Origin of the sequence: Endozoicomonas sp. (genome assembly GCF_051008435.1) — a bacterium.
GTDB lineage: Bacteria > Pseudomonadota > Gammaproteobacteria > Pseudomonadales > Endozoicomonadaceae > Endozoicomonas_A.
The window spans coordinates 1-12,609 of sequence record NZ_JBPCXO010000136.1 but is presented as its reverse complement, the minus strand read 5'-3'; the positions used below and the strand labels follow the sequence as shown (position 1 = coordinate 12,609).

Genomic DNA, 12,609 nt, shown 5'->3' with positions numbered 1-12,609 from the left:
CAGGCTGTACTTTTGGTAAGAGAGTACAGTTTTCATACACTTTGCAGTCTAATCTACAGCATCAGCTTGTGTTCATAATTGTTCCGCTTCTTTTTACTCAATTCTGCGTTTGATCTGCGTTTTCAGTGCACGACCTATCCCGCAGCTAGTGCGTTCAGTTTAAAAAAAACAGAGTTTTCGGTCAGCGTTATGTACTAACCGAACCTCTTTCCACATCCAGTCTTTCTGAGGCTTCCCACAACCAGTCCAGAGCTACTGTTGTTTTCACAAAATGCACAGTCCATTTCCTACCACTACACGTTAGTCGGCCTACCGATCGCACAAGCTTTCGAATCAAGGGACGGATTCCATGCTTTCTTTCTGTTTTAGGAATCGCCCTGTACTGCAAGGCTCTCAGTAAAATTTGGGCGATCTGGCCACAGGCGTAAAACGCTTGATTGGCGTGAAACTTTCTACAGGGAGGATGATGCAGATCCAAATCAATCAGCGGGCCTTTCTGAGCATTTTCCTGCCCCTGCTTTTCACGGTGACGTTTGACCAATTCTTTCAACGGCAGGTCGGATCTGCTCACGAGAATCACACAGTATTTGGGCTCAAGTAACCATTGTTTTCCGTCATGCCAGCGTCGGGTAACAACATAGGTTTGTTCTCGTTGCCATTTGGCCGGCTGGTGATAAGAGAAGATAGCTTCTTCAGTTTTATCGCTGCGAATAGCTGTCCAGGCACTGTCAGGTAACCCTTCAATGCAATCAAGCACTGGGCGACAGTTGTTGCTATTAGTCACACTGATAGAGAAGTCCCATTGTTTCTGCTCAAACCATTCGACAACCTCTTTCCTGTAATACGCATTGTCCATACGAGCCCAGACTGGAACTCCTTGCTCTATTAACGGTGCAACATCATTTTCGAGCTGTTCTTTCCAACCAATACATACGTCACTGGCTCCGGGATTAAGACGACCACTGACCCATAGATGGCCAATGAAAATATTATGAAGCCAATACTGCCTGTTGCCGCTGTAGCCAACGTCAGCCTGTTCAAAATGACGCCCTGTCACTTCGATTTCAGTGCCATCAAGAAATACCGGCAAGTAGTCTTTTTCTTCAATAAAATGCTTTATCACGTCAGGTGCAATTTGCAGGCAAAGATTGCGGGCAACGGAATACAAGGCTTTCACTGTGTTTGCATTAAATAACGTCAGGTACTCTCCCATGCGCTTGGAAGATCGTACATCTTCAAGACCAAGGAGGCTGACTGCTGGTTTGTCTGCACGCAGAGTATCCATGTCAGACAGTTTTCCGTTTCCAGCGCAGAAGTTATGAATCAAACCAAGAAGGGAGTCCTTGTCATCACAGCCACGATTTCGTTTCTTGAGATGGATTTGCTTTTCAAGCATATCTGGCAGGTTGAGCTGATTGGCAAGCCGAGCTACAAACAGGCTGCCTGCCATACCTGTGATTTTGGCATCAGTAAAATCTATGTCGATTTTTTCAGGTTTTGGAATTAACATCTTGGAGCGTCCCTGTGTAGCACCTTGCAAGTGCATTGTTATTAACACAGGTATTTTGCCTGAACAGCACAGAGGGCGCTCCTTTCAGTTCATTCTGTCTTACTTCTTCAGATCGTTAAGCGGGACTTAAGGTGGAATTGGATCATGACAGGGAAGAATGATAGAAATGAAATAACTGAATAATTTTCTAGGAGTCTGTCGGACTTATGCTTTCGAGCATACTCTCTATTGAAGAGTCAGTAGAACGAGTCGACAGTCTTGAGCGTTCTAGGAGTCTGTCGGACTTAGCCGACCGTAGCGAGGAAAAGTCCGGTTTGAGACAGTTTTTATGATTATTTGAGGCGAATAGCGAGCTATTCAACGAAAAGAATCATAAAAAATGTCCAAATCCGGCTTTTTCGCAGTAGGTCAGTGGTAAGTCCGACAGGCTCCCAGACAGCTTCGATGGATTCGTGAGAATAGTTGACCTATTTAATCGAATTCATCGAATAATTGGGCCGTTCTTTCTGGAATTTAGGCCGAAATAGTCTTAAGTCCGACAGGCTCCTAGCAGTATACCTACCTTTTTTTGTGTGTTGTCGGGGTTGCGCATCCAGTCGGAGATCAATTGCCTGGCTTCTCCTATGCTATTGCGTTTAACCAGTGCCCAGATCAAGGCTTTTTTGGGGGCGAAATTCGAAGGGTAGAATTCGATGATAACTTTTAAATAAGCAATGGCTTCATCGTATTTTCCGGCATTTTCCAGTTTGGCTACTATTTTTCGCCAGTCTTCCCTGATGTTCCAGCCATTTTGATGATCAGAGATCAGTTGATCTTGGAGGGCAGCTTCCGACATATCGGTAATTGTCTCTGTTGTCACTGTTCTCTGTTGTTTCAGCGGCGCTGACTTTCGATTACCTTTTGTGGGCACTTGCCTTGGATTTCCTTTGTATGGAAGGAAACGAGGTTGCTCGTAAGGCCATTTGAAGTCAGGGTCGGTCCGGTTGATTACGGTGATTTCATCGGATATATCATCGCTCCAACGGATGCGCTTCATCAGCTGACCTTGGAAGAATCGAATATCAGTGAAGCGATCCACGTAGACTATCGTGTCTTCACTTTGAAGAAAGTCATCTGTTTCACAGGCTTCATCTGTTATCAAGAATTGAAGTCGTCTATCGAATGCTACACAAGCCGAGCTGGCGGCAAACGAAACGTTACTGTGTTTTCTGAGCTCTTCAAGCAGATCCTGAGCATCCTGAGAAGTGAAGTGAACGGTTGTTGTGATCTTCCTTATTCGATAACCCCCCTTTGCGTTCAACTCAACAATAAACAAGGTGACGAAACCATTTTCATCAATACTGACCAGTATTGGAAAAGCGACAGGCGATGAAAGCTTTCGACTAGCGACATCTGCATCGCTTTGGCGAGCTTTGGTGAGAGCCTGTGTCAGATTCAGTCGCTGGGGTGTTAAAACACTCGGTGCATGAGGTTCTGCAGGGAAACACGGGAGACCGCTGTCGAAAGTCATGAACAAGAAAGAAAATGGCTCGTTCAGGAATGACAAAAGGGACAGAGGGGACAGTGTTACGGACCAGTTCTGACTCTCTGTGCTGAGAGTCGAAGCGTTGAGCGTGACGCCTGGAGAGTTCGTACCATCAATGAGTGCATCAAAATCCAGATCTAATTCTGCCGAGTAGGATTCTCCTGCTATACAGGCATTAGTCACAAAAGGACTGATGAACAGTGTCTTCTTTTGGGGAGCAGCTGGATTCGCTGCAACAAACGGCAGTTGTACTCGACCGGAGTGGATCCAGTCTACCGGGATGACAACAGACGAAGAGGCGGAGGCCATTATTCTGGCTGAATGAATACCACTGCATGTTAATAAGCCAGTGAGCAAAGGAATGATAACAGGTCGCAAAGAGAGCCTGTCAGTGCTTGTTTTCGATCCCATAAGTCAGCCTGAATTCATCTGGAAGAAAGGTAGCTCGTTGAGTGCCTGTCGCTACCTGTAAAAGAAGTGAATAGATATAGATATTCACAGGAGAAATGCTGGCTTTGCTGGATAATTCAAAAAGGTACTGCTGTACTGATGAGCTAGGAGATTATCGGACTAATGCTTTCGAGCCTGTATTTCAGTCGAGCGAGTCAGGTTTTCCGATGGGATTGTGTCAATAGCTGAATGGCTGAGGCCGCTCTTTCGGGAGTTCAGGCCGAAATTGTCTTAACTCCAACAGGCTCCTGGAGATTGGACTTCTGCAGTCATGCAGTATTGAAGCCTTTCATGATAGAGTGTGCTTTTTCCACCTTTATGTAGATGAGCAGATGTTGAGATGACCGATAAACCGGAACGACCCGAAAATGAACAAGATGCTGTGGACGGTCGGTTTCCCGTCGATGAGCACTTTGAAGAAGAAGTGGTCGAAGGTGGGGAGACAGTTCGCCACAAAGGTATTTATGTTCTGCCCAACCTGTTTACAACAGGTAACCTGTTCTGTGGCTTTTACGCCATTATCAGTGCCCAGGCCGGGTTTTTTACTCAAGCCTGTATTTCAGTCTTTGTCGCCATGATTCTGGATGGACTGGATGGTCGTGTTGCACGAATGACCAACACCCAGAGCAAGTTCGGAGCTGAGTACGACAGCCTGGCTGATATGGTCACTTTTGGTGTAGCACCCGGTATGGTCGCATACAGTTGGGCACTCCAGGACCTGGGTAAAGTAGGCTGGATGATAGCCTTTATCTATGCAGCCTGTGCCGCTCTTCGATTGGCCCGTTTTAATACTCAGTTGGAAGTGACTGACAGCCGTTATTTCACAGGTTTGGCCAGTCCTGCTGCCGCTGCCCTGGTGATCGGTATGGTCTGGGCGTTGAGTGATTTTGGTATCGATGGCGATATGCTGGGCGTTGCTCTGCTTGGCGCCATGATTACGGCTATGGCGGGAGTGCTGATGGTCAGTAATTTTCAATACAACAGTTTCAAGAAATTGGATCTCAGAGGTCGGGTGCCCTTTATTTTCCTGATTGCGATGGTTCTGGCCTTTGCTGTTGTCTTTACTGATCCTCCCAGAGTATTGATGTTGATCTTTTTGAGTTACGCCTGTTCAGGGCCGTTCATGTATCTGATGGGAAAAACAAGAAAGAAACCGGCTACAGAATAACAGGCAGGTTTTTGATCCAATAAAAAAGCCCCTTTTCGTAAGATCAGAGGCTTTTTTTTATCTATCGAATCAGCCATCGGGAGGCTTCTGAAGCCTCCCGAATTCATCACGCAAGATCTATCTTGCTGAAGTCGATTTCATTTTCTTCTGGCGAGCTGTCGATATCTCTGACCTTGGCATATTGAGTGATCAGGATGTAGCCGAGACAGATGATGAGCAGCGCAATAACCAGGGCGCCAATCCACTGAATCTGAAGGAAATCAAATTTAAACAGCAGAGTCAGCAGAGCCATGGCTATCAGGTTGCCTGCAATGTATCTGGCTTTACCGACACGCTGTACAGTGAAGTTCAGGTTATCGGTATAAAGTCGAATGAGTGAGTCCAGAGAGTTGATGACAAACAGTATGCCAACAGCAGCCATGACCAGACTGTAGACGCCAGACGAGTCCAGAGTATTGAGATGGAAGTAATACAGCACAGTGAACCAGGTAGCGATAGGAATGGACGGTAGTACAAGTATGGCTACAAGCACCTGCCAGGTTTTCAAACCACCCACAAAGCGTGACGTAAACTGACCAATCATGATGCTCCATGCGAACCACCAGAACAGATAGAACTCGTGGACATCGTTCATTGGCAGAGCAAACTGATGAATATTGCCGAAGTAGCTACCAATTAATGAAAGGGTCTTTACGAAGTCACCTGCTGTACCATTCTCGCCAGTAAAGGCACCCAGCCACATCAAAACGATCAGTCCCAGAAACAGACAGCTAGACGACAAACTAAGAGTACGTACAAAGCGGAGGCTGGTACTGGAATAAACAGCGGCAGCAATCACTGCAAAAACAATCAGGTAGAAACTGCCGATAATCGTTTCACCATCACCGATCTGGGGTAGATACCAGGGAAGATTAATGAGCAGCAGGTAAGCCGTAAAAGCACAGGTGCCAATAATCACGGCATTATTGATGAACCTGATCAGGGGTATATCAAAAAACTTCACTTTGGGCTCAATGGCACAGAAGTAGAAGCAGGTCAGGAAGTAGAACCCCCAGATCAGGAAACCCCAGAAACCAAACTCAAGGGCGAGGGGGTTGCTGAAGGCATATTCCGGGTTGGCTACAATATCGGCATAACCGGCAAACTCAGTCAGTGGGAACATAATGAGTCCCACATCAAGACCGGAAGTAAAGAGGATGGCAACGAAAGTGAGAGTGCGAACAGGTGTTACACCGACCAGTCTCATATTACCCCATTTGATCAGGATAAAAATAATGGCGGTAAAGGTAAATAAAATACCGGCACAGAGAAGCATTGTCATATCGTGCTCTCCGGGTTTTGATGATAGCGGATGTCTGTGTTCATAAATTAATGCCTGTAGTTATCGTTTTATGGCTGAGAGGTTTGCAGGGCTTAAGTATCGCCAATAGAAAGCATGCTGAAGTCTGCATGCTTACGCTGGTGATAGTTAAATCCTGCGGTGCCCTTAGCGAGGTGCCTGGTTGAACTTGAACATTGGTTTTCTATATCAGCGCAGAGTCGCCCCTGTTCTTTGTTTTTCCTGCCAGTCTTCGTCCATGCCTACTTCAGCAGAAGATGGAAGGAGCAATTCCGCTTCCCGAATCAGGTCTGCGGCTCGCTCGGCCACCATAATGGTGGGAGCGTTCAGGTTGCCGTTAGGAATCGTTGGGAATATGGATGAGTCCACTACTCGCAAACCTTTGAGTCCTCTCACCCGTGTTTGTGGATCGACAACGGCCATGTCGTCGGTTCCCATTCTGCAGGAACAGGATGGGTGGTATGCACTCTCCACAGACTCACGGACAAAGGCGTCGATCTCTTCATCGGTTTGAATCTGTTCTCCCGGTTGAATTTCGGCACCCCTGTATGGGTCGAAAGCGGGCTGCTCGATGATTTCACGGGTCAGACGAACGCACTGTCTGAAACCTTCACGATCTTCTTCATGAGCCAGATAGTTAAACTGGATTTCCGGATGGTCGTCAGGGTTGTCAGACAGGGCTCTTACCCAGCCCCGGCTTTTGGGTTTGTTATGGCCAATGTGTACCTGGAAACCGTGGCCGTCAAAAGCACTTTTTCCGTCATACCGCATGGCTGCAGGCAGGAAGTGGTACTGTAAATCTGGCCATTCCACACCGGCTTTTGAGCGGATAAATCCGCAGGATTCAAAATGGTTAGTAGCGCCCAGTCCATCCTTTTTGAAGAACCAGCGAGCACCAATGAACAATTTGCTGAGTGGATCAATCTTGCCGTTGAGGGTGATGGGCTGTTTGCAGCGGAACTGGAAATAGAACTCCAGGTGATCCTGCAAATTCTCGCCCACACCAGGCAGTTCATGACGCACGGTTATACCGGCCTTTTGCAAGACTTCGCTTGGGCCAATACCTGACAGTTGAAGAATATGAGGGGAGCCAATCGAGCCAGCAGAGAGAATGACCTCCTTATTGACCAGAGCCTGTTTGATTTGACCTTTATGCTTATACTCAACGCCCGTTGCCTGCCTTTCATCCAGTAAAACTCGATGAACCTGAGCATGGGTGACTACGGTGAGGTTGCTGCGTTTCATAGCCGGGCGAAGATAGGCATTGGCAGTGGACCAGCGAATACCGTTTTTCACGGTCATATGCATGGGACCAAAACCTTCCTGTCGGCAGCCATTGTAATCCGCTGTTTCCATATAACCGGCTTCTACTCCAGCCTTGATGAAGGTAGTGTAGAGCGGATTTTTCATTTCGTTGCCGTTATTGACGGCCAAAGGTCCGTTCTCTCCCCGGTATTCATCACCCCCAAAAGCCCAGCTTTCAGCTTTTCGGAAATACGGCAGGCAATGACTGTAATCCCAGTCCGTAGCACCATATTGATGCCATTCGTCAAAGTCTTTGGCATGGCCACGAACATACACCATGCCATTGATGGACGAAGAACCCCCCAATACCTTGCCTCTTGGGCAATGCATACGACGATTGTCTAAAAAAGGTTCTGGCTGGGTTTCATACTGCCATGCATACTTTTTGGTATTCATGGGGATGGACAGTGCTGTTGGCATTTGAATGAAAATGCTCTTGTCACTGCCGCCGGTTTCAATCAGTAATACCTGATTATCGCCGTCTTCTGTTAATCGGTTGGCCAGTACACATCCTGCAGAACCTGCACCGACAACGACATAATCGTATTTTCTTTCTGTCATGGTATTGTCTCCTGCGAACAACCTTAAAACGGACTGTCCAGAGGAGTCATGCCCACATAAACGGCTTTAATCTGGGTGTAATGTTTAAGGGTTTCAACACCATTTTCACGACCAATACCAGATTGTTTATAGCCACCTACTGGCATTTCAGCCGGTGAAGCGCCGTAGTTATTGATCCAGCAGATGCCAGCCTGAAGCTGGTGGATCACCCGGTGGGCACGGGTAATATCTTGAGTAAATACGCCTGCTGCGAGGCCAAGTTCGGTATCGTTGGCACGGGAAATCACTTCGGCTTCATCGTCAAAGGTAAATACTGCCATGACCGGCCCAAAAATCTCTTCACGGGCAATGGTCATATCATCACGACAGTCAGTAAAAACAGTCGGCTCGACAAAGAACCCATCTGGCGCTGAAGTCGGACTGGCTGCTTTACCACCTGTTAGTAGGGTGGCCCCTTCTTTTATGCCCTTGTTGATATAACCCAGAACCAGCTGATGATGTTTCTCTGAGATCAGTGCGCCCATGTTGGTGTCTGGATCCATGGGATCACCCAGTACGATATTGTTCTCAGTACGTTCTTGTAATTTCTCGATAAAAGCCGGGTAAATATCTTTGTGGACATAAACCCGTGTGCCGTTTGTACAGACTTCTCCCTGGGTATAGAAGTTACCGAGCATCGCACCGGACACAGCATTATCGAGATCAGCATCATCAAAGATAATCAGTGGCGACTTGCCACCGAGCTCCATGGTGACCTCTTTCAGGGAGGTGGCTGCAGCAGCCATGACTTTTTTGCCCGTGTTGACTTCACCAGTAAAGGAGACTTTGGCGATTTCCGGATGGTGTGTCAGCCATGCTCCGACCTCACCATCGCCTTGAACCACGTTGAATACACCAGCAGGTACACCAGCCTCAATAAAAATCTCAGCCAGCTTTAATGCACCCAGCGGAGTCTCTTCTGAAGGTTTGAAAATCATGCTGTTACCGCAAGCTAACGCAGGCGCTGATTTCCAGCAGGCAATTTGCAGAGGGTAGTTCCAGGCACCGATTCCGGCACAGATTCCCAGAGCTTCACGGCGTGTGTAATAAAAGTCATCCCCCAGAGATTGTTGATTACCTTCGATAGAAGGAGCCAGTCCGGCGAAAAATTCAATAGAGTCAGCCCCTGACGCGACATCAACCACTGCGGCTTCCTGCCAGGGTTTACCTGTATCCAGCACTTCTATCCGGGCCAGTTCATCATTGCGTTCACGTAATAGAGCCACTGCACGGTTCAGGATCCGGCTGCGCTCCACTCCACTCATCTTTGACCAGGTTGCAAAACCTTTTTGAGCGCTGGCAATAGCAGCTTCGCGAACAAAATCATCCGCTGTTTCCATGGTGTACAGAGTACGACGAGTCGCTGGATTGATAACCGGAAAGGTATCGCCGGTCTTATTGGCAAGGTACTGGCCATCGACAAAATTCTGATAGCAGGGTAGTGACACAGGTGACTCCATTGGATAAAAACGGTTAAAAGGGGCTGGCTATAACGTCCTGAAGGCAGACAGAAGCGCCTTTGATCTAATAACGTTTAAATAATTTTGAGTAGCTAAGCAAAGAGTTAGCTCGGTTTTGGTGTGATTTAGAAAGGTCGAAAATGATGCTGTAAAAACAGCGCCAGCAGAGTCTGGGTAGAAGGAGAGTTAATTCTAAAAAAGTGCAGAAGCTGCGGAAGCATAGGGTCTCTGTAAGTATTTTAATTCGTGCCAGTGTATAGATTTTGTGCTGGCTGAGCAAATGCGTGAAAAATGGAATAATTTCTTCACTGATGACGTCATTATGGGTATAGCCTAAATCACGGTTTTCTGAGTTTCTGCTGAGAGGTTTTTCGACTCTGACACTTTTCGGATAGCATTTTCTCTTATCTGTGTGTGAAACTGTTTAATGAAAACGTGCGTAAAGGATTAATAAGAGAATTATTCAGGAGTGCTTCAATGCTGATTAAAACCAGAAAGTCGGGAGACGTCCGCAGTAGTGAAATTACCTCAGAAAGTGTTTACAAGGATCGTCGTAGCTTTCTGAAAATGGGGGGGCAATTCGCCTTTGCCGGAATGGGACTGGCCCTGGCTGGTTGCAGTGATGCGGCCGACCCCCAGTCAGCTAAAAAAGCGGTGGGTGCAGGTTATGGGAATGTTCCACAACTCGACGCCCCGGACTGGCTGCAAAAGAAAGTGGCCGGTTATAAGCCAAGCCGCTTCACGACCGATGAAGATTTAACCCCGTACGCCAATGTGACTGGGTACAACAACTTCTATGAGTTTGGCTATGGCAAAGATGATCCGGCCAAGCTGGCTAAGAATATGACAACAGACCCCTGGTCGGTTGTAATTGAAGGAGAAGTTGAGAAACCCGGAACCTACACCCTGGAAGATATGCTCAAACCCCATGATGTAGAAGAGCGTATCTATCGTCTTCGTTGTGTTGAAGCATGGTCCATGGTGATTCCCTGGGCAGGTATTTCACTGGCAGATATGCTGAAGCGTTTTCAACCGACTTCAAAAGCAAAGTATGTTGTTTTTGAAACACTTTACGCGCCTGAGCAGATGCCAGGTCAGCGTTCCCGCTTTAGTTCTATTGAATACCCTTATGTTGAAGGGCTGAGAATTGATGAGGCTATGAATCCTCTGACATTCATGGCTCTTGGAGTCTATGGCAAGACTTTGCCGCCTCAGAACGGAGCTCCATTAAGGTTGGTAGTGCCCTGGAAATATGGCTTTAAGAGCATTAAGTCCATTGTCAAAATCCGTTTTACAGAAACCATGCCGAGAACCACCTGGGTTAAATCAGGTCCCAGTGAATACGGTTTTTATGCCAATGTGAATCCTGAAGTTGATCATCCGCGCTGGAGTCAGAAAAAAGAGCGCAGATTGCCCAATTCCATTTGGGAGCCGAATCAAATCGAGACCACTAAGTTTAATGGGTATGCAGAGGAAGTTGCCCATCTTTATAAAGGCATGGATTTGCAGAAGTTCTACTAGGGGGCAATCATGGATTGGGTAGCCAAATCGAAGTTGTTTGTTTTTCCGTTGTGCCTGGTACCTCTTGGGTGGCTTGTTTACTCTGTCATTACTAATCAGTTGGGGCCCGACCCTGCCAATACTCTGACCAGAGATCTGGGGGAGTGGGCTTTAATCATGTTGTGTGCCAGTTTGGCCATAACACCACTGAGAAAAATAACAGGCATAAACAAGCTCATTCGCTTCAGGCGCATGATTGGTTTGTTCTCACTCTTTTATGCCGTACTTCATGTGATGGCGTATCTGGCTTTTATGCTGGGCTGGGACTGGCAGATCTTGTTGGAAGATCTTGTACAGCGTCCCTATATTATTGTGGGTGCTTTGACGGTCCTGATCCTGAGCGCATTGGGTGTGACATCGACCAAGAAAATGATGCGCCGTCTTGGCAAACGCTGGGCAAAGCTCCATAAACTGGTCTACCTGGCAGCAGCTTTGGCGGTTCTTCACTTTATCTGGCTAGCCAAGAGTGACTACACGGAGCCAGTGATCTATCTCGCTGTTGTAGTCGGATTGTTTGCATTCAGAATTCCCATCAAATGGCAAAGGACTCAATGAGTCTTTTGCCGTTACTCCAACGTTTGAATGTACGGTGCCTCAATAATTAACGACATTGTTTGGTGATAGTCTCATGGAAATCCAACACATGAGGCTCTGCCATTGATGGCAACATACATAGCCCTATACTTCGGTTAATGCTGAAATCCTTAATAGGAATAAACCGGACATCATAGGGAGTGGCGCGACTCGTTATGATGGAAACCCCCAGATTGGCGGCAACCAGAGACAGAACAAACTCATCGCTGTCGGTTTGCATGACGGGTTGAGGCGTTATATTTTCTCTTTGAAATACACCATTCGTCACGGGGCGCTGAAGGGTTGCTGGATTCAAGCAATAAGTGCAATCGACACCCCAGTGTAGACTTCAAGCGGTGTTCGCCCGTCTAAAACTTTTCGTGGCATGGTATTAATCAAGTTAGGATCAACTCTCACCAGCCTCAGGGCAAAAACATGAGTGTTTTTTGACCAGTCTCCGGTAAGAAAAACTTGTATGATACCCCGTTTTATCTGAGTCCTGATGTCTGCAAAAGCCCTTTTTTCCAGTTTCTCCACACTCACTGACAAGCGTGATCCCAAAAAGAGTACGCACATTCTGGCTGAGGTTATGTTTATGTCGGTATGTGCCATTCTCTGCGGTGCAGACGACTGGAACAGTATTCGGCTTTTCGTCGAGAGTAAGGAGGACTGGTTTCGCAAGCATCTGACGCTACCCGGTGGTATACCGGTTCCTGTCACCTTCAATCGTATCTTCGCAGCCCTTGAGCCTGAAGAGTTTCGCCAGATCTTCATCCAATGGATACGGGATGTGCTTTCCGGACTGGAACTCTCTGATAGCAGGATTGTCGCGCTGGATGGCAAGACCGTTAAAGGTTCAGCCTGGAACAAGGGCAAAGATGCCATACACATGATGAACGCCTGGTGTACAGAAGCCGGTCTGTCGTTGGGGCAGTATAAGGTTGATGCTAAATCTAATGAGGGTGTGCCGTGGGCACTGAAACTGGCCCTGTTACTCGATTCTGCAGTTTTTAGCGTTTGACGAAGGAAGATTCTTGTGGACTGCGGAACCAGTCTACTACTGTGACTCTTGTGCCAAGCCTAGCGAGGTACAATCAACATCACAGCAGCAGGCTGGCA

At 47.3% G+C, this 12,609-nt stretch carries 10 protein-coding genes; 4 read left to right on the top strand and 6 right to left on the bottom strand.

Annotated features, from left to right (window positions below):
- Positions 1–187: 187 nt before the first annotated feature.
- Complete coding sequence (locus tag ACR2PX_RS06270; RefSeq protein ID WP_433998506.1) at positions 188–1,510, bottom strand: IS1380 family transposase; 1,323 nt, start codon at positions 1,508–1,510, stop codon at positions 188–190.
- Positions 1,511–2,039: 529 nt separating this feature from the next.
- Positions 2,040–3,344 carry a tetratricopeptide repeat protein gene (locus ACR2PX_RS06265; protein WP_433998505.1) on the bottom strand — a complete coding sequence of 435 codons (1,305 nt, stop codon included), beginning with the start codon at positions 3,342–3,344 and terminating at the stop codon, positions 2,040–2,042.
- Between the two features lie 481 nt (positions 3,345–3,825).
- Here ACR2PX_RS06265 and pssA point away from each other — a divergent pair, with 481 nt between their 5' ends.
- Positions 3,826–4,653 (top strand): CDP-diacylglycerol--serine O-phosphatidyltransferase, encoded by an 828-nt coding sequence (gene pssA / locus ACR2PX_RS06260; protein WP_433998504.1) that lies wholly within the window; start codon positions 3,826–3,828, stop codon positions 4,651–4,653.
- A gap of 106 nt (positions 4,654–4,759) precedes the next feature.
- Here the strand turns inward: pssA and ACR2PX_RS06255 are convergent, their stop codons facing one another.
- From ACR2PX_RS06255 to betB, 3 genes are all read right to left on the bottom strand, one after another.
- Entirely contained in the window at positions 4,760–5,974 is a 1,215-nt protein-coding gene (locus ACR2PX_RS06255; protein WP_433998503.1) for a BCCT family transporter, read from the bottom strand.
- Between the two features lie 207 nt (positions 5,975–6,181).
- Positions 6,182–7,858 carry a choline dehydrogenase gene (betA, locus tag ACR2PX_RS06250; protein ID WP_433998502.1) on the bottom strand — a complete coding sequence of 559 codons (1,677 nt, stop codon included), beginning with the start codon at positions 7,856–7,858 and terminating at the stop codon, positions 6,182–6,184.
- Positions 7,859–7,881: 23 nt separating this feature from the next.
- Positions 7,882–9,357, bottom strand: coding sequence for a betaine-aldehyde dehydrogenase (gene betB / locus ACR2PX_RS06245; protein WP_433998501.1), 1,476 nt, complete (start codon positions 9,355–9,357; stop codon positions 7,882–7,884).
- Positions 9,358–9,834: 477 nt separating this feature from the next.
- Between betB and msrP the strand changes: the two genes are divergently transcribed.
- Both msrP and ACR2PX_RS06235 read left to right on the top strand, forming a co-directional pair.
- Positions 9,835–10,878 (top strand): protein-methionine-sulfoxide reductase catalytic subunit MsrP, encoded by a 1,044-nt coding sequence (gene msrP / locus ACR2PX_RS06240; RefSeq protein WP_433998500.1) that lies wholly within the window; start codon positions 9,835–9,837, stop codon positions 10,876–10,878.
- A 9-nt stretch (positions 10,879–10,887) separates the two neighbouring features.
- Positions 10,888–11,472 (top strand): sulfite oxidase heme-binding subunit YedZ, encoded by a 585-nt coding sequence (locus tag ACR2PX_RS06235; RefSeq protein WP_433998499.1) that lies wholly within the window; start codon positions 10,888–10,890, stop codon positions 11,470–11,472.
- A gap of 46 nt (positions 11,473–11,518) precedes the next feature.
- On the opposite strand, the gene ACR2PX_RS06230 is transcribed toward ACR2PX_RS06235, so the two are convergent.
- A complete protein-coding gene (locus ACR2PX_RS06230; protein ID WP_433998498.1) occupies positions 11,519–11,779 on the bottom strand; it encodes a LysR family transcriptional regulator substrate-binding protein in 261 nt (86 codons plus the stop codon).
- A gap of 213 nt (positions 11,780–11,992) precedes the next feature.
- On the opposite strand from ACR2PX_RS06230, the gene ACR2PX_RS06225 reads away from it, so the two are divergent.
- Positions 11,993–12,511, top strand: coding sequence for an ISAs1 family transposase (locus ACR2PX_RS06225; RefSeq protein ID WP_433998497.1), 519 nt, complete (start codon positions 11,993–11,995; stop codon positions 12,509–12,511).
- Positions 12,512–12,609 lie beyond the last annotated feature (98 nt).

Excerpts from the sequence above, each read along its gene's own strand:
- ACR2PX_RS06270 (WP_433998506.1), bottom strand. The coding sequence starts at position 1,510 with ATGTTAATTCCAAAACCTGAAAAAATCGACATAGATTTTACTGATGCC.
- ACR2PX_RS06265 (WP_433998505.1), bottom strand. The coding sequence starts at position 3,344 with ATGGCCTCCGCCTCTTCGTCTGTTGTCATCCCGGTAGACTGGATCCAC.
- pssA (WP_433998504.1), top strand. The coding sequence starts at position 3,826 with ATGACCGATAAACCGGAACGACCCGAAAATGAACAAGATGCTGTGGAC.
- ACR2PX_RS06255 (WP_433998503.1), bottom strand. The coding sequence starts at position 5,974 with ATGACAATGCTTCTCTGTGCCGGTATTTTATTTACCTTTACCGCCATT.
- betA (WP_433998502.1), bottom strand. The coding sequence starts at position 7,858 with ATGACAGAAAGAAAATACGATTATGTCGTTGTCGGTGCAGGTTCTGCA.
- betB (WP_433998501.1), bottom strand. The coding sequence starts at position 9,357 with ATGGAGTCACCTGTGTCACTACCCTGCTATCAGAATTTTGTCGATGGC.
- msrP (WP_433998500.1), top strand. The coding sequence starts at position 9,835 with ATGCTGATTAAAACCAGAAAGTCGGGAGACGTCCGCAGTAGTGAAATT.
- ACR2PX_RS06235 (WP_433998499.1), top strand. The coding sequence starts at position 10,888 with ATGGATTGGGTAGCCAAATCGAAGTTGTTTGTTTTTCCGTTGTGCCTG.
- ACR2PX_RS06225 (WP_433998497.1), top strand. The coding sequence starts at position 11,993 with ATGTCTGCAAAAGCCCTTTTTTCCAGTTTCTCCACACTCACTGACAAG.